The sequence below is a fragment of the [Mycobacterium] stephanolepidis genome (assembly GCF_002356335.1).
Lineage (GTDB): Bacteria > Actinomycetota > Actinomycetes > Mycobacteriales > Mycobacteriaceae > Mycobacterium > Mycobacterium stephanolepidis.
The window spans coordinates 4,349,775-4,373,431 of the sequence record NZ_AP018165.1 but is presented as its reverse complement, the minus strand read 5'-3'; the positions used below and the strand labels follow the sequence as shown (position 1 = coordinate 4,373,431).

At 64.3% G+C, this 23,657-nt stretch carries 20 protein-coding genes; 13 read left to right on the top strand and 7 right to left on the bottom strand.

Annotated features, from left to right (window positions below):
• Positions 1–27 precede the first annotated feature (27 nt).
• Complete coding sequence (locus tag MSTE_RS21775; RefSeq protein WP_096504341.1) at positions 28–648, top strand: TetR/AcrR family transcriptional regulator; 621 nt, start codon at positions 28–30, stop codon at positions 646–648.
• Here the strand turns inward: MSTE_RS21775 and MSTE_RS21770 are convergent.
• Positions 645–1,040, bottom strand: a complete 396-nt coding sequence (locus MSTE_RS21770) for a PPOX class F420-dependent oxidoreductase (RefSeq protein WP_096504339.1) — start codon at positions 1,038–1,040, stop codon at positions 645–647. The genes MSTE_RS21775 and MSTE_RS21770 overlap by 4 nt on opposite strands.
• A 123-nt stretch (positions 1,041–1,163) precedes the next feature.
• On the opposite strand from MSTE_RS21770, the gene MSTE_RS21765 reads away from it, so the two are divergent.
• Genes MSTE_RS21765 through MSTE_RS21750 form a run of 4 tightly spaced genes read left to right on the top strand, consistent with a single transcriptional unit; the run spans position 1,164 to position 4,222 of the window.
• Entirely contained in the window at positions 1,164–2,045 is an 882-nt protein-coding gene (locus MSTE_RS21765; protein WP_096504337.1) for an amino acid ABC transporter permease, read from the top strand.
• Positions 2,042–2,803 carry an amino acid ABC transporter ATP-binding protein gene (locus MSTE_RS21760; protein ID WP_096504335.1) on the top strand — a complete coding sequence of 254 codons (762 nt, stop codon included), beginning with the start codon at positions 2,042–2,044 and terminating at the stop codon, positions 2,801–2,803. The genes MSTE_RS21765 and MSTE_RS21760 overlap by 4 nt, the downstream gene beginning before the upstream one ends.
• Positions 2,800–3,732, top strand: a complete 933-nt coding sequence (locus MSTE_RS21755; protein WP_096504333.1) for an ABC transporter substrate-binding protein — start codon at positions 2,800–2,802, stop codon at positions 3,730–3,732. The genes MSTE_RS21760 and MSTE_RS21755 overlap by 4 nt, the downstream gene beginning before the upstream one ends.
• Before the next feature lies 1 nt (position 3,733).
• The gene (locus MSTE_RS21750) at positions 3,734–4,222 is read left to right on the top strand and encodes a GNAT family N-acetyltransferase (protein WP_096504330.1); all 489 of its coding nucleotides are present in this window, start codon (positions 3,734–3,736) and stop codon (positions 4,220–4,222) included.
• On the opposite strand, the gene MSTE_RS21745 is transcribed toward MSTE_RS21750, so the two are convergent.
• A complete protein-coding gene (locus MSTE_RS21745) occupies positions 4,219–5,583 on the bottom strand; it encodes a virginiamycin B lyase family protein (protein WP_197704790.1) in 1,365 nt (454 codons plus the stop codon). The two genes, MSTE_RS21750 and MSTE_RS21745, sit on opposite strands and share 4 nt — an antisense overlap.
• A gap of 116 nt (positions 5,584–5,699) precedes the next feature.
• Entirely contained in the window at positions 5,700–6,653 is a 954-nt protein-coding gene (locus MSTE_RS21740; protein ID WP_157997730.1) for an alpha/beta hydrolase, read from the bottom strand.
• Positions 6,654–6,989: 336 nt separating this feature from the next.
• On the opposite strand from MSTE_RS21740, the gene MSTE_RS21735 reads away from it, so the two are divergent.
• Genes MSTE_RS21735 through MSTE_RS21725 form a run of 3 tightly spaced genes read left to right on the top strand, consistent with a single transcriptional unit; the run spans position 6,990 to position 10,533 of the window.
• Positions 6,990–8,060, top strand: coding sequence for an LLM class flavin-dependent oxidoreductase (locus MSTE_RS21735; protein WP_096504326.1), 1,071 nt, complete (start codon positions 6,990–6,992; stop codon positions 8,058–8,060).
• A complete protein-coding gene (locus MSTE_RS21730; RefSeq protein WP_096504324.1) occupies positions 8,057–9,169 on the top strand; it encodes an LLM class flavin-dependent oxidoreductase in 1,113 nt (370 codons plus the stop codon). Before MSTE_RS21735 ends, MSTE_RS21730 begins: the two co-directional genes overlap by 4 nt.
• The gene (locus MSTE_RS21725) at positions 9,169–10,533 is read left to right on the top strand and encodes an NtaA/DmoA family FMN-dependent monooxygenase (protein WP_096506237.1); all 1,365 of its coding nucleotides are present in this window, start codon (positions 9,169–9,171) and stop codon (positions 10,531–10,533) included. Before MSTE_RS21730 ends, MSTE_RS21725 begins: the two co-directional genes overlap by 1 nt.
• A 22-nt stretch (positions 10,534–10,555) precedes the next feature.
• Here the strand turns inward: MSTE_RS21725 and MSTE_RS21720 are convergent, their stop codons facing one another.
• Positions 10,556–11,287: an MBL fold metallo-hydrolase gene (locus MSTE_RS21720; RefSeq protein ID WP_096504322.1), complete on the bottom strand. Its 732-nt coding sequence runs from the start codon at positions 11,285–11,287 to the stop codon at positions 10,556–10,558.
• 85 nt (positions 11,288–11,372) lie between these two features.
• Between MSTE_RS21720 and fgd the strand changes: the two genes are divergently transcribed.
• Genes fgd through MSTE_RS21695 form a run of 5 tightly spaced genes read left to right on the top strand, consistent with a single transcriptional unit; the run spans position 11,373 to position 19,022 of the window.
• Positions 11,373–12,386 (top strand): glucose-6-phosphate dehydrogenase (coenzyme-F420), encoded by a 1,014-nt coding sequence (gene fgd / locus MSTE_RS21715; protein WP_096504320.1) that lies wholly within the window; start codon positions 11,373–11,375, stop codon positions 12,384–12,386.
• A 28-nt stretch (positions 12,387–12,414) separates the two neighbouring features.
• On the top strand, positions 12,415–12,765 hold the full coding sequence (locus MSTE_RS21710; RefSeq protein ID WP_096504318.1) for a nitroreductase/quinone reductase family protein: 351 nt from the start codon (positions 12,415–12,417) through the stop codon (positions 12,763–12,765).
• Positions 12,766–12,796: 31 nt separating this feature from the next.
• Positions 12,797–15,790 (top strand): alpha-mannosidase, encoded by a 2,994-nt coding sequence (locus MSTE_RS21705; RefSeq protein ID WP_096504316.1) that lies wholly within the window; start codon positions 12,797–12,799, stop codon positions 15,788–15,790.
• Positions 15,787–17,874 carry a phosphate acetyltransferase gene (gene pta, locus MSTE_RS21700; protein ID WP_096504314.1) on the top strand — a complete coding sequence of 696 codons (2,088 nt, stop codon included), beginning with the start codon at positions 15,787–15,789 and terminating at the stop codon, positions 17,872–17,874. Before MSTE_RS21705 ends, pta begins: the two co-directional genes overlap by 4 nt.
• Entirely contained in the window at positions 17,871–19,022 is a 1,152-nt protein-coding gene (locus tag MSTE_RS21695; protein WP_096504312.1) for an acetate kinase, read from the top strand. The genes pta and MSTE_RS21695 overlap by 4 nt, the downstream gene beginning before the upstream one ends.
• Here the strand turns inward: MSTE_RS21695 and MSTE_RS21690 are convergent.
• The 3 genes from MSTE_RS21690 to MSTE_RS21680 are packed head-to-tail and all read right to left on the bottom strand — an operon-like array spanning position 19,011 to position 23,601.
• Positions 19,011–21,293, bottom strand: coding sequence for a serine/threonine-protein kinase PknG (locus tag MSTE_RS21690; RefSeq protein ID WP_096506235.1), 2,283 nt, complete (start codon positions 21,291–21,293; stop codon positions 19,011–19,013). The genes MSTE_RS21695 and MSTE_RS21690 overlap by 12 nt on opposite strands.
• Complete coding sequence (locus MSTE_RS21685; protein ID WP_096506233.1) at positions 21,293–22,276, bottom strand: glutamate ABC transporter substrate-binding protein; 984 nt, start codon at positions 22,274–22,276, stop codon at positions 21,293–21,295. Before MSTE_RS21685 ends, MSTE_RS21690 begins: the two co-directional genes overlap by 1 nt.
• Entirely contained in the window at positions 22,273–23,601 is a 1,329-nt protein-coding gene (locus tag MSTE_RS21680; protein WP_096504310.1) for a hypothetical protein, read from the bottom strand. The genes MSTE_RS21685 and MSTE_RS21680 overlap by 4 nt, the downstream gene beginning before the upstream one ends.
• Positions 23,602–23,657: the final 56 nt, after the last annotated feature.

Sequence of the window (23,657 nt, the reverse complement as noted above, 5' to 3'; positions counted from 1 at the left end):
CTATGTCAAGACGAAGGGCGTTTCAGCGTGACGAACGGTCAGACTCACCGCACATACGGTGGTAAGACGCGAGAGCAGCGCCAAGATGAACGGCGCGTGGCGCTGCTGCGGGCGGGTCGCGAGCTATGGGCCGACAGTGGGCTGCCCGCGGTCACCGTGCGGGGTGTCTGTGCGCGGACAAGGCTGACCGATCGGTATTTCTACGAGCAGTTCTCCGTGATCGGCGATCTGGTTCTGCAGATCGTGGACGACGTGTTCACCGAACTGTTCGCGGCCATGACAGCGGCGGGTCGAGTGGCCGGCGACCAGCCGCACGCACAGCTGACGGCCGGGCTTACGGCCTACCTCGAGCACTCCATCGCAGACCCGGCAGTGCTGCGGATCCTCACTTCCGATCTCGCCGGATTTCCCGGGCTGGCCGCCAAGCGCCGAAGCCTTCAGAATCGTGTCGCGCGGGGGATAGTCCTGACCATCGCGCCCGAGGTATCCCAGCCAGAGCCAGCGCTGCTGGAGGCGGCGGTGTTCGGTGTCGGCGGTGTGACCCTCCTCATGGAGGACTGGCTTGCCGATGAAAATAGGTGCAGTGCAGCAGAACTGGGGGCCAGGGCCACCGATATGTGCATGCGACTGCTGAGTCCGTTGGCCTAGCCGTGGCTTAAGAACTTGGTGGGCCGCAGGTAGAGGATGACGCGGTCTGCCTCGTCACCGGTGCTCGTCCCGGACCAGGGAGCCTGGTACAGGTGCGCCAGTTCCTGGACGAACGACCCCGTCGGATCATCGTCGATCTGATCGATGGTGCCCCGCACTTCCAGATACCGGTACGGGTTGGTGGGGTCCAGGATCGAGAGGGCGACCCGCGGTTCGGTCTGGATATTGCGGAACTTGGCACGTTTGTTGGTGTGAGTGAACCGCACCCGCTCACCGTCCCAGCTGAACCACATCGGGCTGGACTGTGCGGAACCGTCCCCACCGACCGTGGCAAGGTGACCGTAGAGGCGCTGTTCCAGGAGATCTTCGAAGCCTGCGGGGATTTCTGGCATGGCTTATTTGAACATTCTGACGGTGCGGATTCTTCCCCGGCCAGACATGACGGATAGCGACCGTTCGATTCGCCGGGAGCCAAAGACTGTTGTGCACTGGTCGGTGTTCCTAGGTTCGACCGCATGACATCGGCACCCGCTGCGCCGCCGCGCGCTCGGGCATCTGAGGAGTCTGACGAGCCGGTACTGCGGGTACGGCGCCGACCACGACCGGGCAACTGGATCCTCTCGGCCGTGGCATTGCTGTTCGTGGCCATGTTCGTGCACGGGCTGGTGCGCAACCCGGGGTGGGACTGGCCGACATTTGCGCGGTACTTCACCGCCAAATCGGTACTGGCGGCTTTATGGCTGACGATCAGACTGACGATTTACGGCACCGTGCTCGGGTTTGTGCTGGGTGTGGCGCTGGCGGCGGCACGACTGTCCAAGAATCCGGTCTTGCAGGCCATCTCGTGGACGTACGTGTGGATTTTTCGGTCCATACCGCTGATCGTGCAGCTGCTGTTCTGGTTCAACATCGCGTACCTGTACGACAGCATCAGTTTCGGGATTCCTTTCGGGCCGAGCCTGATCACCGTCGATACCAACGAGCTGCTGAGCGGGCTGACCGCCGCGGTGATCGGATTGACTCTGCACCAGGGGGCCTACTTCGCCGAGATCATCCGTGGCGGCGTCCTGTCCGTCGACGAAGGCCAATTGGAAGCTGCTGCAGCCCTGGGCATTCCCCGGCGCCGCCAGTTCTTCCGGATCGTGCTGCCCCAGGCCATGCGGTCGGTTATGCCCAACGCCGCCAATGAGGTGATCAGCCTGGTGAAGGGCACGTCCATTGTGTCGACCATGGCCATCGCCGATCTCTTCTATCAGGTGCAGGTCATCTTTGGGCGCAACGGGCGGGTGGTGCCACTGCTCATGGTGGCCACGGTCTGGTACATCGTGATCACGTCGGTACTGACCGTCGTGCAGTACTACATCGAACGGCATTACGCCCGGGGCGCACATCGATGAGCACCATCGAGGTGCGCGGTGTGCACAAGTCCTACGGCCAGGTGGCGGCGCTGCGTGATGTGAATCTGACTGTGCAACAAGGGGAGGTGACGGTCATCATCGGGCCGTCGGGCTCCGGAAAGTCGACGCTGCTGCGCACCCTGAACCACCTGGAGAAGGTGGATGGCGGGACAATCCGCATCGACGGGGAGCTCATCGGGTACCGGCAGCGCGGTTCGGTGCTCTACGAGCTCCCGGAACGAGCCATTCTGCGGCAGCGTTCGCAGGTCGGCTTTGTGTTCCAGAACTTCAATCTGTTCCCGCATTTGACGGTGCTGGAGAACGTGATTGAGGCGCCACTGGCGGTGCGGCGGGCGCCGCGCGCCGAGCTGGTGGCCGAGGCGACCCGGCTGCTGGAAAGGGTCGGCGTCGCCGACAAGGTGGCCGAGTATCCGCGCCGGCTATCCGGTGGTCAACAACAGCGGGTGGCCATCGCGCGCGCTTTGGCGTTGCGACCCAAGGTTATTCTGTTCGACGAGCCCACCTCGGCACTAGATCCGGAGCTGGTTACCGAGGTGCTCGACGTGATCCGCCAGTTCGCTAGTGATGGCGCCACCCTGGTGATCGTGACGCACGAGATCGGCCTTGCCCGGGAGATCGCCGACACCGTGGTCTTCATGGATCGAGGCGCGATCGTCGAGCAGGGGCCGCCCGAACAGCTGCTGGACAACCCGTCGCATCCGCGCACGGTCGGCTTCCTATCCAAGGTGTTGGCGTGAGACGTCTTATCGCGTTGTGCTGTGCCGCGCTGGTTGTCCTCACCGGTTGTGGCGCGGGCGCGGAGCCGGAGGTGTCGTCGGCCTTCAATCTGAGTCCGGACCAAGACCGAGTACGCGTGGTCACGGTGGATACGATCGCGGCCGAGGTGCCCGAAGCCATCCGCAGGCGCGGCACGCTGATTGTCACCGGGGACGCTAATTCCGCACCACCACTGCGCTTTTACGCTGATGACGACAAGACGATGATCGGGATTGAAACGGATTTCGCCTACCTGGTGGCGGACATTCTGGGATTGCGTGTAGATCTGCGTTCGGCGGATTGGGCGCAGAATTTCGTCAAGGTGGATTCGGGCGAGGTCGACGCGTTCATCTCGAATGTGACGGTGACCGAGGAACGCAAGGACAAGTTCGACTTCGCGACATACCGTTTGGACAACGTCGCCTTCGAGGTGCTTCGATCGTTGGACTGGAAGGTCAAGAGAGCCAGGGATATCGCCGGCAAGACCATCGGCGTCGGGTCGGGCACCAACCAGGAGGCACTGCTGGTGCAATGGAACGAACAGAACGTCGCGGCTGGTCTTCCCGCCGCCGATCTGAAGTACTTCCAGCAGACCACCGGCTACTACCTGGCATTGGCATCGGGTCGCATCGACGCGTATGTGGGCCCCAATCCGACAGCGGTGTTTCACTCCCAGGCGACCGGACAGACCAAGCTGGTCGGCACATTCTCCGGCGCGGGGGAGGCGCTGCAGGGGGAGATCGCGGTCCTGATCAAGAAGGACAATGGGCTGGTTCGGGCCGTCGCGGACGCCATCAATCACGCCATAGCCGACGGCACGTATCGTAAGGTGTTGCAGCGCTGGGGATTGGAGAACGAGGCTGTCGCTAAGTCGGAGATCAACCCCCGCGGACTACCCAGACAAGGATGACATGACGGTGTGTGAGGATCTGCTGCAGTTTGTGACGGTGGAGCAGCAGGATCCGCTGGCCGCCCCGCTGCTGGCAGAGCTGGCGGTGGAGTACAGCACCCGATACGGCGGGACCCTGGATGAACACCACGAGTTCCTGGTCAACTACCCGGCCGCGCACTTCACGGCTCCCGGCGGTGGTCTGCTGATCGGGGTCCAGGGCGGTGCTGCTGTGACCGGTGGCGCCTTTCAGCGATATGACGCCGACACCGCTGAACTCAAACGCATCTGGACGTCCAGCGCCCACCGCCGTCAGGGTCTGGCGGGGCGCACCCTGGCTGCACTGGAACAGGAGATTCGCAGCCGCGGGTATCGGCGCATCTACCTCACCACCGGTCCCCGCCAGCCCGAGGCCAAGGCGCTGTATCTGTCTGCGGGGTACCGGCCGCTTTATGACCAGACGCTCTCCGCGGACGAGGTCGGTATCCACCCGTTCGAGAAAGACCTTTAGGGGCCGGGGATATCGAAGCGGTTGACTCTGGAGCCCAGCACTTCGACGCACCACAGGGCGCCATCCGGGCCGAGGGTGATGCCGTCGGGCATCCGTAGAGCACTCAGACTCACCGGTTCGCTGATGTCTCCTGATGGAGTGATTCTTCCGATCCGAGCACCGACGTATTGAGTGAACCAGAGATTCCCGTCAGGGCCCGTTGTTATGGAGACGGGCATCGCACCCTTGGAAATTCCCTGCGAATATTCACTGATTTCACCGTCGGTGGTGATGCGGCCGATCTTGTTGGCAAATGTCTCCACGAACCAGAGTGCATCGTCGGGCCCCACGGTGATGTTGACACTACCGGCACCGAAGGTGACGTCGGTGAATGTCGTCACGTCACCACGAGGCGTAATTCGGCCGATCCCGCCGAATCGCTCGGTGTACCAAAGATTCCCGTCCGGCCCGGCAACGATGTCGGTGGGCATCGCGAGTCTGTTCGGACCCGCGGGGAATTCGGTGACGTTGCCCTCGGGGGTGATCCGGCCGATCTTGTTGCCGAAGGTCTGGGTGAACCAGAGATTTCCATCGGGCCCCGCGGCGATACCGAATGGCCCCGAGTAGGCGGAGAGTCCACCGAACTCGGTGATGTGCCCGTCGGGTGTGATGCGTCCGATGCGGTTGCCGAGTAGCTGGGTGAACCAGAGGTTTCCGTCCGGGCCCGTCGTAATGCGGTCCGGTCCGCTGAAACGGCTTAGACCGGAACGGAACTCGGTGATGTTCCCATCGGGTGTGATGCGTCCGATGCGGTTGCCGAGTAGCTGGGTGAACCAGAGGTTTCCGTCCGGTCCTGTGGTGATGGTGGCGGGGCCCCGAAGCACGCCGATGCCGTGTTTTCTGCGTGTTATGCCTGGAGCCAATCGCGGCGCGGAAATAGACGGGATGCCGGTCCTGGCAAGGGTAACGGCGAGGATCGCCAGGATTCGCAGGAATGCGCGCGGCGTTGATATGTCCGCACGGTGCCCGCGTCTGTCGCCGTACGTACCCGAGACGATGAGCGCCCGATCACTGAAGCGTGAGAGCCAGCGGGCAGCGAGCGGGAGGCCATCATGTGAGGCGTTCACCACGGATATCGATGTCACCGTGAAGCCTCGTCCACTACGCAGGATCTGACCGTTGTTCCCGGACAGCAGATTCTGCACCCAATGAGCGTGATCACCATAAGGCAGCCCGATCGCCAGTTGGGATTCGGTGGCGTTTTTCGACCGAAACGCCAGCACGGGTGTCCGGTACGGGCGACCAGACACCCGTCCCCGGTGCTCGACCATGGCCCATGGCGGTAGATACGGCGCCCAGATGCCTTGCACTCGGTTGGTCACACGTGAATTGAACCGTGCGATCCACCGGGGAAGGGTCCGGGGAGTTCTGCCGTCCGTGAATTCCGGCTGAGTGTTGTAGATCGTAATGTGCTTTGTCACAAGAGTTTCCGTCCCGTCTAGCTTGTGCTGATCGTAGAGTCTGATATCGCGAGCTCCCGCGTGAGGAATGCGGCTTGTGTGGTCAGCGCGCGGGCTTGGTCTTCTCCCACATAGATCCCGAAGTGGCCGGCGGAGTACTCGTGCAACTCGGCCTGAGCGCCAAGCTGGCGTGCCGCTTTCACCGCGGGGCGCCAGGGAGTCAGGTCGTCTTGCACGCAGGCGTGAAGCTGGATGCGGCAGGGGAGTTCATTCAGTTTCTTGACCGGCCGCCACATGGGCAGGCGGACGAAATCGCGAAGGCCGACACGGTTGTTCCACATCGGCCCGGCGACCTGCGCGAACTCATCCCATGACTCGTCGGAGACGTAGGCGGCCATTTCGCCCGTTCGGCCCATGCTCTGCACATAGACGGGTTCCTTACCGCGCCATCCGGCCACCACATCCCGTGCAAGGCGGAGCCCCAGCCGCATGAGCCGTAGGGGGCGAATCCTCGTAGATAGAAATCGAGCCGTGGCCAGATTGTCGAGGTTGGGTACTTGCGCGACGACGGCGGCCACGGCACCGTCCTCCGCTGCGCATGCGACGACGGTGCCGCCCGAATAGGACGTACCCCAGAGTGCGACACGGGCCGGATCGATCCCCGCCATCTCCCGAACGCCCGCAAGGACTGCGTGGTAATCCGCCAACTGGCTACGCATCAGAACTACATCGCGGATCTCCCCGTCGCTCTCACCCCAGCCGCGGTAATCAAAGACCACCGCGTGGACGCCGGCTTTGGAGAAGTTCCGTGCATAGGCCTCGAGCCCACAGTCCTTGGTCAGGGAAAACCCATGAGCCAAGATGACGGCGGGTGCGCCGTCCGGCCCCGCCAGGTCATCGTTGCGGGCGGGGTAGTGCCATGCACGGATTGTCTGGGCTTCAACCGCGAATTCCACGTTCAGGCGAACGGGAACAGCATTGTGCTTGCTCACTTGTTTTGGCTCCTGGCTACTTTTGCTCACGATGCAACCAGCGTCCTGGGGAGGAGGCGCGGCACGGGAGTGCTGGGTTGCTGATGCCATTGATCGGGGCACCTCGATGTCACTGAACACTTATTAAAGCTGTTGGCCGCCCTCCTGGCGTATCTGACTGTACCTTCAGCATTCACATGCTGAAGATATTTGAAAGCTGAGTTTCCCTGGCGAAAGTGTGGTTGTCAAGGCCTGTCAGCTACCGCCGAGAGCTGCCTGGCCGTGAGAAGTGTCCGGATTCAGGTTCACTGCGAGTTTTAGGACTACGTCCTCCCCCGTCCGCACGTTGAACCTCGTATGACTAGGGCGCCTGATTCCCCGAATCGTTCGTTCGTGCGCGTCGGGTTGGCTCTGGACGGGTACGGATGGCATCCGAGCGCGGATCAGCACACCGGCAGCCCCTTGACCGGAAAGTACTGGACCGAGCAGGTCCAGCACGCCGAACACGGGCTGCTGGATTTCGTGACGTTCGAGGACTCATTCGCCCGCACTCCCGGCGGGCGTCTGGACGCGATACTGACCGCCGCGCGCGTGGCCCCGGCGACCACAAATATCGGGCTCATCCCCACCGCACCGGCCACCCACAATGAGCCCTTCCACATCTCTAAGTCGATCGCCACCCTCGACATCGTGTCCGGTGGCCGCGCCGGCTGGCAGGTGACCATCGCCGATACCGAGGATGAAGCCGACGTGTTCGGCCGTACCAAGGTGCTCTCGCTGCACGACCTGCTGGAGGAGGCCGCCGACTCCGTGGAGGTGGTACGGCGGCTGTGGGACAGCTGGGAGGACGACGCCGAGATCCGAGACCTGGAGGCGGGGCGGTTCATCGACAGGGACAGGCTGCATTACACCGACTTTGAGGGCCGTTTCTTTTCGGTGAAGGGCCCGTCCATCACGCCGAGATCCCCGCAGGGGCAGTCGGTGGTCACGGCACTCGCCCGCAGCCGTCCCGGACAGGCTTTCGCCGCCAAGAATGCCGACTTCGTCTTCGTCACCCCGCACGACGGCGCCTCTGCCGCCGAGATCCCCGCTCGTCTGCACAACACGGCAGGTCACCGCACCATCAAGGTGCTCGCAGACCTGGTGGTCTCCTTCGGTCGGGAGGATGAATTCCATTCGGATGCAGCCATATTCACGGGCCAGGCGCCGGAGCTGGCCGATCTCATCGCCCAATGGCATGAATGGGGTATCGACGGTGTGCGTCTGCGGCCCGCGATCAACGCACTCGACATTCCCGTCGTAGTTGACGAACTCGTGCCCCTTCTTCAAGCCCACCACGGGTTCCGCACCGAGTATGAGAACGGAACCCTGCGCGCCCGGCTCGGCCTGCCCACCGCCACCAACCGCTACGCAAGGAAGTCGGCATGAACGTCCCACTCTCGGTTCTCGACCTCTCCCCGGTCAGCGAAGGATCGGATGCCGCGACGGCACTGCGTAATTCGATCGACCTCGCCCAGCACGCCGAGCAGTGGGGTTACCGGCGCTACTGGCTCGCCGAGCACCACTTCGTTGCGGTGGCGAGCACCGTTCCCGCGCTGGTCATCGCGCATATCGCTGCCGCTACCCGTCGGATCCGGGTGGGTGCCGGTGCCGTCCAGGTCGCCTCGAGCACGGCCGCCGCAGTGGTGGAGAGTTTCGGCATTCTCGATGCGCTCTACCCGGGGCGTATCGATCTGGGCCTCGGGCGCACGGGACATCGCATCAGGGACCGGCTTGCCGGAAATGAGCAGAAGCCCGAACCCGCCCCAGCCCATGAGGTTGATGGGTTGTTCATCCCGCAGGCGCCGACGGAGTTCGGCATCAAGGACAACCCGAAGCTGCGGGCCACCGTCGCTACCCTGCAGCAGCCGGGCGCACAGATCGCCGATTTCGATCAGCAGGTGTCCGATATCCAGGCGTTTCTTGACGGTACCTATGTCAGCCCGGAAGGTGTTGCACTGCATATCCGTCCGGGTGAGGGCGCCGATCTGCCGCTGTGGCTGTTCGGTTCCAGCAAGGGTGAATCGGCTCAGGTGGCGGCGCGGCGCGGTCTGCCCTTCGTGGCGAATTATCACGTCACGCCCTGGTCGACACTGGAGGCCGTTGAGGCATACCGCGAGGCGTTCCAGCCCTCCAAGGCGCTGGCCGAGCCATACGTCATCGTCTCGGCGGACGCCGTGGCCGCCGAGGACGAGCAGTCCGCTCGTCATCTCACCAGTACCTTCGGCCGTTGGGTGCACTCGATTCGGTCCGGACATGGCGCCATTCCTTACCCAGACCCCGATGGTGCACAACCACTTACCGATGAGGAGCGTCGTCATTCGGAGGACCGGGTCGCCACCCAGTTCGTCGGCGACGCGGGCCACGTCGCCGAGCGTCTCGACACCCTGGCCAGGGTCACCGGAGCCGACGAGCTGGTGGTCACCTCCATCACCCACCGGCACGAAGACCGGCGCAGGTCCTACGAACTCAGCGCCAAGGAATGGGGGCTGATCTGATGAGCGCCCCATCGGATGCGATTCAGGTTCGGGAAGGCAAGGACCGCAAGCCCATTCACCTGGCTGCGCACTTTCCGGGTGTCAACAACACCACCGTGTGGTCCGATCCCGCCTCGGGAAGTCAGATCGACTTTTCCTCCTTCGTGCATCTGGCGCGCACCGCCGAGCGTGGACTGTTCGACTTCTTCTTCCTTGCCGAGGGGCTGCGACTGCGTGAGCATCGAGGCCGAATCCACGACCTCGATGTGGTGGGCCGACCCGATACGTTCACGGTGCTGGCCGCCCTCGGCGCCGTCACCGAACGGCTTGGGTTGGTGGGCACCATCAACACGACCTTCAATGAACCCTTCAATGTGGCAAGGCAATTCGCTTCTCTGGACCATCTGACGGACGGGCGGGCCGGCTGGAACATGGTCACCTCGTCCGACGCCTTCACCGGTGAGAACTTCCGGCGCGGCGGCTTCCTGGACCATGCCGACCGGTATCGCCGGGCCGAGGAATTCATCACCGTGGCACGCAAGTTCTGGGACAGCTGGGGCGAAGCGGACGAGCCGCAGCTGGTCAACCATCGGGGTGCGCAGTTCACCGTCCGTGGCGTGGCCACCGCGCCCGCGTCGCCGCAGCGGCATCCGGTCCTGCTGCAGGCCGGCGATTCGGCCGACGGGCGCGACTTCGGCGCCAAGCACGCCGACGCGCTGTTCACCATCCACTCCTCGATTCCCGCAGGGCAGAAGTATTACGCCGACGTCAAGGCCCGTGCAGTCGCTCACGGCCGAAACCCGGATCAGCTCAAGGTTTTCCCCGGAGTCACCTACGTCCTGGGGGACACCGAGCAGGAGGCCGTCGAGAAGGCTGCCTACATCAGGGACCAACAGGTGGGCCCGCAGACGGCCCTTGCCTATCTGGAACAGGTCTGGGGCCGCGACCTGTCCGGATACGACCCGGATGGGCCCTTGCCGGATGTCGAGCCGACGGGAGACGACTCGATCACCCGAGGGAAGGCGCGCCACGGCGACCCGCGGGAGATCGCCGCGAAGTACCGGGAGATCGCGGATGCCAAGAATCTGTCGATCCGTGAGCTCATCAAGGAGGTCACCTCGCGCCAGCAGTTCATCGGTACCCCGGCTCAGGTCGCGGCAGAGGTCGACCGCTACATCCAGGCCGATGCCTGCGATGGATTCATCCTGGTCCCGCACCTGACCCCGGCCGGTCTCGATGACTTCGTGGACACCGTGGTGCCGCTGCTACAGGAACGCGGTGCTTTCCGCGGCGAGTACGAGCACGAGACGCTGCGCGAACACCTGGGACTGGCCCCCGTCTCTGGCTCGAGTGTCGACTTTCCGCGTGAAACCGCGAGTGCGTAGCGCGATAACCCGACACTCTGCGTTAGGCGCGCAGGGCGATCTCGACCGCGTCGCGCAGTGACCCCGTCCACGCCGGGCCATGCCCCGGAGCCAGCACATCGGCGTCCACCTCGGCCAGAGCCTGCGCACTGCGACGTGCCTGCTCCATGTCCTTGGTGAATGGAGTGGGCAGCAGCTGAGGTCCCGAACGGCTCGCGATCGGGTGCCCGGTGATGATGGCGTCTCCGACCACCAGCACGTGACCGGCGACCAGGAATGAGCAGTGACCTCCGGAGTGACCGGGGGTCGGAATGGGAACGGGTGCACCCGGCAGGTCCGCGAGCTCGGGACCGAGCGGAGCCGCCGTCGGGATACCGTCACGGACCCCGGCTCCCAGCCGCATGGCGTGGATGATCCACGGCAGCCATCCGGGTCGCCACAGGTTCAGCACCACCTTGAAGGGCTCGGCCTGATCCACGTAGTCGCGCCGCACATTGCCCAACTCTGCGTTGTGGGCATACACCGGGACACCGTGTTCGGCGGCCCACCAGATCGCCGTCCCCATGTGGTCGATATGACCGTGTGTGAGTACCACGGCTCGCACGTCCTGTGGCTTGTGTCCCAGCGCCGCAATGGATTTCAGGACGTCGTCGCGATCGCCCGGGTAGCCGGAGTCGAACAGCGCGACTCCCGAATCATCCGATGCGATGACCCAGTTGACCGCCTCTCCGTTGACCACATGCACGGCGTCGCTGACTTCGGTGATCTCGACCATGAAATAGAGAGTAATGAGTCCTTGGTTAGGGTGGTTGGAGAACTTGCGATGAGCGGTAAGCACCCTTGAGGCGAGGAGCGCGCGGATGGCACGGGAACTGAAGCTGGGATACAAGGCATCGGCGGAGCAGTTCGCGCCGCGTGAGCTCGTCGAGTTGGCGGTCGCCACCGAGTCGCACGGTTTCGACAGTGCGACCGTGAGCGACCATTTCCAGCCGTGGCGATACAACGGTGGTCACGCGCCGTTCTCGCTGGCCTGGATGACGGCCGTCGGAGAGCGCACCCAGCGCCTGCAGCTCGGTACCTCGGTGCTGACCCCGACTTTCCGGTACAACCCGGCGGTCACCGCACAGGCCTTCGCCACCATGGGGTGTCTGTACCCGGGTCGTATCTTCTTGGGTGTGGGCACCGGTGAGGCGCTCAACGAGATCGCCACCGGGTTCATCGGTGAATGGCCGGAATTCAAGGAGCGCTTCGCGCGGCTGCGCGAGTCGGTCCGGCTCATGCGCGAACTGTGGACCGGTGAGCGCGTTGATTTTGAGGGCGAGTACTACCGCACGCAGGGCGCCGCCATCTACGACGTGCCCGAGGGCGGTATCCCCGTGTACATCGCCGCCGGTGGTGCCGTCGTCGCCAAGTACGCGGGACGTGCCGGCGACGGATTCATCTGCACCTCCGGCAAGGGCGAGGAGCTGTACAAGGACAAGCTCATCCCCGCCGTCAAGGAGGGTGCCGCACTGGCCGAGCGCAACTTCGACGACATCGACCGGATGATCGAGATCAAGATCTCCTACGACCCCGATCCGGAAAAGGCGCTGGAGAACACCCGCTTCTGGGCGCCGCTGTCGCTGACTCCCGAGCAGAAGCACAGCATCCACGACCCCATCGAGATGGAGCGCGCCGCCGACGAGCTGCCCATCGAGCAGGTGGCCAAGCGCTGGATCGTTGCCTCCGACCCGGACGAGGCGGTCGCGAAGGTCGCCGATTATGTGGGCTGGGGCCTGAACCACCTGGTGTTCCACTCGCCCGGACACGACCAGAAGCGGTTCCTGGAGCTGTTCAAGAACGATCTTGAACCTCGTCTCCGTAAGCTGGGATGAGCGCTTACGCGAAGACCGTTAGGTACAGATGAGTTCCCTATTTCGTCGCTTTATCGATGCGGTGAACACCGTGCCGGTGATGGCATTGAACGTGCCCGGACTGCGCAGCTTGGCGGGCCGGTACTTCACCGTCGTCACCTACACCGGCCGTCGATCCGGGCAGATCTTCAGCACGCCGGTGAACTACTGGCGGTCGGGAGACGACATCGTGATCTGGGTCGGCATCCCCGAGAGCAAGAAATGGTGGCGCAACTTCCTCGGCGAGGGTAGGCCGCTGCAGCTCCGGCTCAACGGAGTTGACATGCCCGGTTACGGAATCGCACGAAAAGACGACAGCGGCCGCGTGACGGTCACTGTTCGTCTTGGCGAGAGCTCCTAGAGCGAAGTCGGCGAGCCGATAGGGTCAGGCCATGCATGACGACCGGCGAATTGTTGAGGACCGCATTCGGCGTTTCGTCGATAAGCGGCTGAACTGTGCCATCTACGTCGATTCGGCGCCGCTGACGCTGACGGCGTGGACCGCACCGGGCGAGCCGGTGCCGTTCGCAGAGGCGGCGGCGCAGGAATTCACTGAGATCACTCCCGGGACGCCCTGGGGACCGCCCTGGTCGACGATGTGGCTGCACGTGACGGGAACCGTTCCGGAGCGGTGGCGCGGTCGGACCGGGGGTGCCCCGGAGATGAGGGTCGAGCTCGGCTTCACCGGCGGACCGGGCTTCAACGCCGAGGGGTTGGTGTACCGACCCGACGGCACCGTAGTGAAGGGCATCGCGCCGCGCAACGCGTTCGTGCCCATCGATGATCCGGATGCGCCGGTGGACTTCTACATCGAGGCCGCCGCCAATCCGGACATCGGTAAGCACTTCTGGTCGCCAATGCCGTTGGGGGACAAGGCTACGTCCGGCGACGAGGCGCTGTACCGGCTGGGTGGTGTCGACCTTGCGCTGCGCGATCTGAACCTGTGGGGGCTGCAGCAGGACGTCGCCACCCTGGACGGGTTGATGCATACGCTCCCCGAGGATCTGCCGCGCCGCCACGAGATTCTGCGCGCGCTGGAACGCATGGTGGACACGCTGGATCCCGAGGATCTTGCGGGTACCGCGGCCGCCGGGCGTGCCGAACTCGCCGAGGTGCTGGCGCGCCCCGCATATGCCAGCGCCCATCGGATCACCGCCGTCGGGCACGCGCATATCGATTCGGCGTGGCTGTGGCCGGTGCGTGAGACGGTCCGCAAGTGTGCGCGAACCTTCTCGAACATGGTCGACCTGATGGACCGGCATCCGGACTTCCGATTCGCCTGCTCCTCGGCACAGCAGTACGCGTGGATCAAGGACAAATACCCCACCCTGTTCGCCCGTATCAAGGAAAAAGTAGCTGCGGGACAGTTCATTCCGGTGGGCGGCATGTGGGTCGAGGCCGATACGAACATGCCCGGCTCGGAGGCGATGGCCCGCCAGTTCGTGGCGGGTAAGCAGTTCTTCCTCGACGAGTTCGGGATCGACACCCCGGAGGTGTGGTTGCCCGACTCGTTCGGTTACTCCGCGGCGATGCCCCAGATCGTCACCGCCGCCGGATCGGAATACTTTTTGACACAGAAGATTTCATGGAACTCGGTCAATCGGATGCCGCACCACACCTTCATCTGGGAAGGGATCGACGGCACCGGGGTGTTCACGCATTTCCCGCCCGTCGACACCTACAACTCCGATCTGGGCGGCGGCGACCTCGCGCATGCTCAGCGCAACTACCGCGACTCCGGGGCCGGCACCATGTCGCTGGTGCCCTTCGGCTACGGAGACGGGGGCGGTGGCCCCACCCGCGAAATGCTCGCCTACGCAACACGAAAGCGGTCCCTGGAAGGCTCACCGACCGTGGCGCTGGGTACCCCGGCGGAGTTCTTCGCCGCCGCCCAAGCCGAATACGTCAACCCTCCGCGCTGGTCCGGTGAGCTCTACCTGGAACTGCACCGTGGCACCTACACCTCGCAGGCGAACACGAAGCAGGGAAACCGTCGCAGCGAGCACCTGCTGCGCGAGGCAGAGCTGTGGGCGGCGACGGCTGCGGTTCATTCCGGGTATGACTACCCCTACGACGAGCTGGACGAGATCTGGAAGCTGGTGCTGTTGCAGCAGTTCCACGACATCCTGCCCGGCAGCTCTATCGCCTGGGTCCACCGGGACGCCGAACGGAACTACGCGGCGATCGCGACAAGGCTGGAAGCCATTATCGAATCCGCGACACGAACCCTGGCGGGCAAGGGCGACCGCAGGCTGGCCTTCAATGCCGCGCCGCATGATCGCGATGGGGTACCAGCGCTGGGCGCCGTCGTCGCCGATCGGCCCGCATCCGTCACTCCCGTGAAGAGTGGGGGAGATTTCCTGTTGGACAACGGGATTCTGGCGGCCACCTTCGATGCTGACGGGCTGTTGGTCTCCCTGGTCGATGCTGCCACGGGCCGGGAGGCCATGGCGGCGCCGGGAAACCTGCTGCAGTTGCATCGCGATACCCCGAACCAGTGGGATGCCTGGGATATCGATGGCTTCTACCGGAACACTGTCACCAATCTGACGTCGGCCAGCTCGGTTGTCGCCGCGGACGGTGCGCTGGTAATCGAGCGTGAATTCGGCAATTCGCATCTTGTACAACGCATCACACTGCAGGACGGTTCGCCCGCGCTGGACATCGAGATCGATATCGACTGGCACGAGTCCGAGAAACTGCTCAAATTGGCGTTCCCGTTCGACGTGCAGGCCGACCGATCGGCGTCGGAAACCCAGTTCGGCCATGTGTATCGGCCCACGCACGCCAACACCTCGTGGGACGAAGCCAAATTCGAGATCTGTGCGCACCGCTGGGTGCATGTGGGCGAATCCGGATACGGGGTGGCGGTGGCCAACGATTCGACCTACGGACACGACATCAGCAGACGCGGCGCCACCACCGTGGTGCGGATGTCCCTTTTGAGGGCCCCGCTGTTCCCGGATCCCGATTGCGACCAGGGACGTCACCGATTGAGGTTCTCGGTGCGACCCGGCGCGACGATCGGCGACGCCGTCGAGCAGGGGTACCGGCGCAACCTAGACACGCGGGTCGTCGAAGGCGCCGCGGCCGGTATCGAACCTCTTGTCAGCCTGGATAACCCGGCCGTAGTCGTGGAATCGGTGAAGCTGGCCAATGACCGCAGCGGTGATCTGATCGTCCGGCTCTACGAGTCGCGCGGTGGACGGGCCGATGTGACCATCCATGCGGATTTCAGCCATGACGGGGTGGCCGTGACCGATCTTCTGGAACGGCCGATCGAGTATCCGGATGCGATCAAACTCTGGGTAAACGATATTCAATTGACATTGCGTCCGTTCAAGATTCTGACGCTGCGATTCACTCGTGTAGGAAGGCGTGCATGACCGAGGCTAGAGGATTGAAGGCATCCAGTATCTACATTGCCTCGCCCGAAGGTGATACCGGAAAGTCCACCGTCGCACTGGGTGTGATGCATCGGCTGGCCGCGTCGGTGGCGCGTGTGGGTGTGTTCCGCCCCATCGCGCGGTCCGGGGAGAGCGTGGACTACATCCTGGAACTGCTACTGGAGCAGAGCACCGCCGACATCGCCTATGAGGATTGTCTCGGCGTCTCGTACCACGACCTCCATCAGGATCCAGATGCGGCGATCGCCCAGATCGTCGACAGGTACCACGCGGTCGCGGAGCGCTGTGATGCTGTGGTGATCGTCGGTAGCGACTACACCGACGTCGCAAGTCCCAGCGAGCTGAGTACCAACGCCCGCATCGCGGTCAATCTCGGTGCCCCGGTTCTGTTGACCATCAAGGGATTCGATCGAACGCCGGACGAAGTGGCGGCCCTTGCCGAGGTCTGTCTCGGCGAGCTCAAGGTGCAGCGAGCACACACCGCCGCCATTGTCGCCAATCGATGTGATCCCGCCCAACTGGACGAGGTGCGCCAAGCGTTATCGCGTTTCGACAAGCCCGCCTGGGTGCTGCCCGAGGTGCCGCTGCTGGTCTCGCCGTCGGTGGAAGAACTCATGAAAGCGGTCAAGGGATCCTTGGTCAGCGGCGACGAGGCGTTACTGTCACGCGAGGCCACCAGCTTCATGGTGGCGGGCATGACCGCCGAGCATTGCTTGGAGCGCCTACAAGAGGGGCAGGCCGTCATCTTTCCCGCCGACCGATCCGATGTGCTGCTGGCGGTGGCGAGCGCGCATGTGGCGGAAGGATTTCCATCGCTGTCCGCGATCATCCTCAACGGCGGACTGAAGCTGCACCCGCGGATCGCCGACCTGGTGGACGGGATCGGGCTGCGGTTGCCGATCATCGAGACGGATTCGGGCACGTTCGAGACCGCGAGCGCCGCAGCGCATGCCCGCGGCCGGGTCACGGTGGCCTCGGCCCGCAAGATCGACACCGCGCTGGCGCTGATGGATCGATATGTCGACGGCACGGATCTCATCGCGCAGCTGGCCATTCCGATCCCATCGGTCACCACGCCGCAGATGTTCGAGTATCAGCTGCTGGATCGGGCGCGGGACAACCGTAAGCGCATCGTGCTCCCGGAGGGCGACGACGACAGGATCCTCAAGGCGGCCGGGCGGCTGCTGCAGCGCCAGGTCGCAGATCTGACCATCCTGGGTGAAGAGGCGGAAATTCGTTCCCGCGCAGCTGAGCTGGGCGTGGATATCTCGAATGCCCTGGTGGTCAGCCCCAAGACCAGTGAGCTCGCCGAGCAGTTCGCGGGCCAGTACTTCGAGCTGCGCAAGCACAAGGGCATGACCCCTGATCGTGCGCGCGAGATCATGCGCAACGTCTCGTACTTCGGCACCATGCTGGTGTACAACGACATCGTCGACGGCATGGTGTCGGGCGCGGCGCACACCACCGCGCACACCGTGCGTCCCGCCTTCGAGATCATCAAGACCAACCCGGATGTCTCCACGGTGTCCAGCATCTTCCTGATGTGCCTGGCCGACCGGGTATTGGCCTATGGCGACTGCGCCATCGTGCCCGACCCCACCTCCGAGCAGCTGGCTGATATCGCCATCTCCTCGGCGCGCACGGCCGCCCAGTTCGGCATCGACCCACGGGTTGCGATGCTGTCCTACTCGACGGGAAACTCGGGTAGCGGCGCCGAGGTCGAAAAGGTTCGTATCGCAACCGAATTGGTTCGTACCAGGCAGCCCGAGCTGCTGGTCGAGGGGCCCATCCAGTACGACGCGGCAGTGGAGCCCTCGGTGGCAGCCACCAAGATGCCCGACTCCCCGGTCGCCGGACGCGCGACGGTGCTGATTTTTCCGGACCTCAACACCGGAAACAACACCTACAAGGCGGTGCAACGCAGCGCCGGGGCCATCGCCATCGGGCCTGTGCTGCAGGGCTTGCGCAAACCCATCAATGATCTCTCCCGCGGCGCTCTGGTGGAGGACATCGTCAACACGGTCGCGATCACCGCGATCCAGGCCCAGGATCTGACCCGATGAGCGCGGTACTGGTCCTGAACTGCGGCTCGTCTTCGGTGAAATATCAGCTCATCGAACCGGATTCGGGCCGGGTGGACGCGCACGGGCTGGTGGAGCGCATCGGGGCCGTTTCCTCTTCGGCCGAGAGCCTCATCGGTGAAGAGCCGGTCCGCAATCACGAAGAGGCGCTGCGGTTGGTCTTCGACTCCATCAACACCGACGACGTGGAAGTGGTCGGTCACCGTGTGGTGCACGGCGGCCAGAAGTTCCATGAGCCTACGGTGCTCGACGACGCCGTGGTCGCGCAGATCGCTGAGCTGTCCTCGCTGGCGCCCCTGCACAACCCGGCCGGTGTGCAGGGCATCGAGGTGGCCCGGCGTCTGCTACCCGACGTGCCGCAGGTGGCGGTGTTCGACACCGCGTTCTTCTACAGCCTGCCGCCCGCTGCGGCCACCTATGCCCTCGATCGTGAGGTCGCCGAGCGATATGGCGTGCGGCGCTATGGATTCCACGGAACCTCGCACCAGTACGTGTCACAGCAGGCCGCCGGCTTCCTGGGGCGTGCGTATGCCGACATCAACCAGATCGTGCTGCACCTGGGCAACGGCGCCTCGGCATCGGCGATCCTGCACGGCCGCGCAGTGGAGACCTCGATGGGCCTGACCCCACTGGAGGGTCTGGTGATGGGCACCCGCACCGGCGATATCGACGCCGGCATCGTGTTCCATCTGGCGCGCCACGGCATGAGCATCGATGAGATCGACACGGTGTTCAACCGCCGTTCCGGCATGCTCGGCCTGTGCGGGGCCAACGATTTTCGTGAGATTCACCGGCTGATCGAGGCGGGCGATGCGTCGGCGCAGCTTGCGTACAACGTGTATGTGCATCGGCTGCGCAAGTACATCGGCGCCTACATCGCGACACTGGGTGGTGCCGATGTCATCTCCTTCACCGCCGGGGCGGGCGAGAACGACGCAGTGCTGCGTGCCGATGCCATGGCCGGGTTGGAAGTGTTCGGCATAGAGATCGACCCCGAGCGGAACCTGGTGCGGTCCGGTGAGATTCGCCGCATATCCACCGATGCATCGCGGGTGACGGTGCTGGTGGTACCGACCAACGAGGAACTGGCCATCGCCAGGGCGGCGGTGGGTGCGGCCCTAGAGCAGTGAGGTTGGTCGGGTGGCGTTGGCCAGGTCCACCAGTGCGTAGCGGTGGGCGCGCTCGGTGGCCCGGCGGGCCAGCGCCCGCAGGCTCCGCTCGACGCCCTGGCGCAGGCCGCGTTTGGTGAACGGTACTCCCAGGATGTGGTGTCCGGTCGAATGATTGGTCTTGATCCAGTCCAGTGCCGTCCCGAGCACCAGCGCGCGGATCTGCAGTACACGCGGTTCCGTCTCGGGTAGTGCTTCGACCCTGCGGGCCGCCTCGCGGATATCGTCCTCGGTGACCTCGGAGAGCGTACGGCCCGAGAGCAGGGTGACGGCACTGGTGAGGCGCGCGGTGGTGAAATGGCGCGATGTGGGGGGCACGTTGTCGAGCATGCGCACCGCCTCGGCCCGCTCCCCGCGGGAGGCCAGTGTGCGGGCCAACCCGTATCCCGCGGAGATGACGCTGTTGTCGGTGGACCAGACGGTGCGATAGAAGTCGAGGTTCTTCTCGTCATTGGCAAGTTCGGCGGTCGCGGCCAGTGCCATCTTGGGGGCTATCTCACCGGGCAGAAAATCCAACACGGCAGTGAAATGCTTTGTGGCTTGGTCATAGTCGCCGTTGAGAAGGGCTGCCATGCCGCGGTACCAGGTCAGTCGCCACGGGGTGCCCACCCGGTCTTCGAGCTGATCCAGCTTGCTGTTGGCCTTGGCGACATCGCCCAGATCGAGGAGCGCACGCGCCTCCATCAGGGGCAGTTCCATCGATTCGGTCAGATCCACGCCGTCGGCATCGATTCGCCCCAGTCGTGCGCCCTTCAGTGACTCGAGGGTCTGTATCGGCTGGCTCAGCACGGTCGCCTGCAGGATGGCGGCGCCCACGTCGGTGGGGTCCAGCAGCGGAACCTGAAGAGCCGTCACGATATCCGGTGCCGTCAGGCTCGGCGGGTGAGCCAATCCGTCGACATAGACGTCGGTATGGGCCACCAGCAGGTCGACCCCGAAGGTGGACCGGGACGGGCTGAACAGGGTGGACATGCCCGGGCGTGGAGTGCCCGAGTCCAGCGCCACCACCTCGCGCAGCACTCCCACCAGCTGAGTGGCCATCTCCTCCGCGCTGCCGAATCGTGCGGTGGGATCGGGGTCGATGGCGCGGCGCAAGAGTCGGTGATACGAGTCGTACTTGGCGAGCACCGGCTCTTCGTTCGGTAGCCCGTCCTTGTATCGGCCCTTGCGGGTGGGCATCCGCAAGGTCAGCACCGCGAGGGTGCGCCCCACTGTGTAGATATCCGATGCGACAGTGGGTCCGGTCCTGGAGATTTCGGGTGCCTGGTACCCGGGAGTTCCGTACAGGTTGCCGTAGGCGTTGAGCGCGGCCACCGCGCCCAGGTCGATGAGTTTGAGCTGCTCCTCGGTGACCATGATGTTCTCGGGTTTGAGGTCGTTGTAGGTGAGCCCAACCGAGTGCAGAAAGCCCAGTGCCGGAAGGATTTCCAGCATGTAGGCAATGGCCTGTGCTACGGGTAGGGCTTTGCCCTTGGGTTGTTTGAGCGAGGTGCCGCCGACGTACTCCATCACGATGTACCCGACCGGGTTCCCGTGCTGGTCGGGGTGTTCGACGAAGTTGAAGATCTTCACGATCGAGGGGTGCGCAACCTCGGCGAGGAATCGCCGCTCGGCCATCGCGATGTTCTGTGCCTCGGCGTCGCCGGAATGCACCAGGCCCTTGAGCACCACCGGACGGTCGTTGACGTTGCGGTCCACCGCGAGGTAGATCCACCCCAGTCCGCCGTGTGCGATGCAGCCCTTGATGGCGTACTGCCCGGCGATCACGTCGCCGGGATTCAGTTGCGGCAGAAAAGAAAAGGTGGAGCCGCAGGCCGGGCAGGTGCCCTCGCTGCAGGCGGGGCCGTTCTCGGTGGAGCGCCCCACCGGTTTACCGCAGTTCCAGCAGAATCGCTTGGACTCTTCGACCACAGGATTGGTCATCAAGGCGGCCAGTGGGTCGATTTCCGGAACGCGCGGGATCTCGACCAGGCCGCCGCCGAGCCGGCGAGTGGGGGAGAGTCGAACTCGCGTGGTGGTGGCGCGGACCTCTGGCTGTGTGGTGGGTTGCGTGGTGGGCTGGGTGAAATCGGGGGCGCGGAACACGGCCTGGGTCGCCATGGGACGCATCGTGGACGCGGAGTCCGCATCCAGATCCGCCAGAGACGCGGGCCGCGTGCCCGGACCCTCGTCTTCGACTGCGTCGTCGACGAGACCCTCCGGGTCCTCCAGGCTGTCGGGATCGTTACTCATCAGTCCCGGTACTTTGCGCTCGGAGGTGCGGGTGCGGGCCCCAGCACGCTCAGCCACTTGCGGTACAAGGCATTCCAGGTACCGTCGCGCCGGATGCGTTCCAGGGTGCGATTGACGTACCGAACCAGATCGGTGTTCTCGAGCTTCATACCGATTCCGTACGGCTCATCGCTCATGTTGGGCCCGATGATGTGCAGATACGGATCCTGGGACATCAGGCCGGCGAGTATCGAGTCGTCGGTGCTCACCGCATCCACCTGGCGTTGTTGCAGCGCCACAAGGCAATCCGCCCACGTCACCACCGACATGATCACCGGCGGCGGAGTGATCTGCGAGAGACGGTTCAAGGAGGTGGTGCCGCGCGCGGCGCACACCCGTCTGCCGGAGAGGTCCTGCGCGTTGGTGATACCCGAATCCCGGCTTGTCAGAATCCGTTGGTAGGTCATCAGATAGACGGTCGAGAAATTGACCTCTTTGCGTCGGGCGCAGGTGATGGTCATGGTCTTCACCACGATGTCGACGGTCGAATTCTTCAATGCCGCGATGCGATCCGCCGAGGACAGAATCCGGTACTCCACCCGCTCGGGGGTGCCGAAGATGTCGCGAGAGATCTCTCCGGCGATATCGACATCGAATCCGGTCAGTTCGCCGGTGATCGGGTCGCGGAAGCTGAACAAGTTGCTCCCGATATCCAGCCCGACGATGAGCCGGCCACGCCTGCGGATCGCCGCGACCGCGTCGTCGTTGGCGGCCCGGTCGTTGGTGGGTCGCAGGCTCGCGGTGGGGTCGCACGAGGTATCGACCTTGGTCAACGGCGCGAGGATGGGTTCCTGTTCGGTCATCTCGGCAGGGGTCGGCCTCGGCACGGTGAGCTGTGGCAACGGAGTGGAGTTCTCGGGCGTCGAGCATCCGGCCAGCACGGTGGCGACGACCGCCAACGCGGCAAGTCTGCGTGGCGTGCCCTGCGTCGCTGTTCTCATCATCGGTACTCGCTCAGCCTCGGCCACAGACCGACTCCCACGCATATCGCGCCACCCACCGAGAGGATCAACGCGCCCGCGGAGGACAAGGTCAACGCGCGTTCGGCATTCAGAACACCCGAGCGGAGTTGGCGCCGGCTGTCCTGGACGCCGTTGCGCAGTGCCGCATCGAGGCTGTCGAAGGCCGGTGTCGAGTCCGATTCACTGCTGCCCAGCGCCACCTGGGTAGCGGCCTGGTAGTTGCCGACACCGATGTAGGCGTTGATCCGGTCGTCGGCCAGCCGCCATCTGGTGAGCAGCTGCTGCGCCCGTTCCAGGTCTGCGCGGGCAATGGCATCCGGGTTGGCCAGATACTCGCCGATCTTGCGTTCCATCTCGTCGATGCGGTCGTAGTAGGACTTCTTGCGAACACTCTCGTCACCGCGCCGGATCAGTGCAAGCGTCTCGTCGGCGCGGGCCTGCTGGGCCGAGATGACCAGCTGAGTGATGGTTTTCAGTGAGTGGGCGCCGCCATTGCGCGCGTCGGTGCCCAGCGAGGCGGAGACGGCCAGTGCGATACCCACCCAAACCACCATAAGCAGTAGAGCCGCGCCACCGGCCAGCATGCCGGGATTGATCATGCGTCGCGTCTGCTTGGACAACCAGCGATGGCCGAGCACCCCACCGATCATGGTGGCCAGCACGATGAGGATCACCGGGAAGGGCACCCGCGTGGATGCGCTGGTCTCCTGATCGACGCGGTTGGACGTTTCCTCGTAGAGAAGCTGCGCGTCCGGCAGGATCGTGTGCTGCATCAGCGCGGATGCCTCGCTCAGGTACGAGGCGCCGACGGGATTGCTGGCCCGATTGTTGGTACGCGCGGTCTCGATGAGTCCGGTGTAGACCGACAGTTCGGCGTTGATCCGGCTCAGCAGCTCCTGCATCGGTCTGTCGGTGAGACCGCTGGACGCGGCGACCAGCGCGGTCGAGGCGTCGGTGATGGCCTGCTCGTACCTCTCACGGACGCCCTGCGGTTCGGTACCCGCGATGAACGCGGTGGTCGCTGCGGCGTCGGCGACCGACAGGGTGCTGTAGAGCTGCCCGGCCGAGTAGGCCAACGGTTCGGTGTGGTTGAGCACCGTGCTCAGGGCGAGTTGCCGGTTCTGCACGCTCGCCGAAGTGGCCACCGCGGACAGCACACCGGCGGTGGCCAGGACGATACCGAGCATCAGAATCTTGCCGGGGGTGGACTTGAGGAACCACCACCACGGATGAGCCGGCACGACAGGTGTTGTCGCGCCGACGGGCTCGGTCGACGGGTGCGCTAACCGCGTCGTCCCGACAGTCACCTCGTACCTTCCTCTCCCCGGCCTTAATGGGAAGTCTAAGAGCATATTTAGTCTTT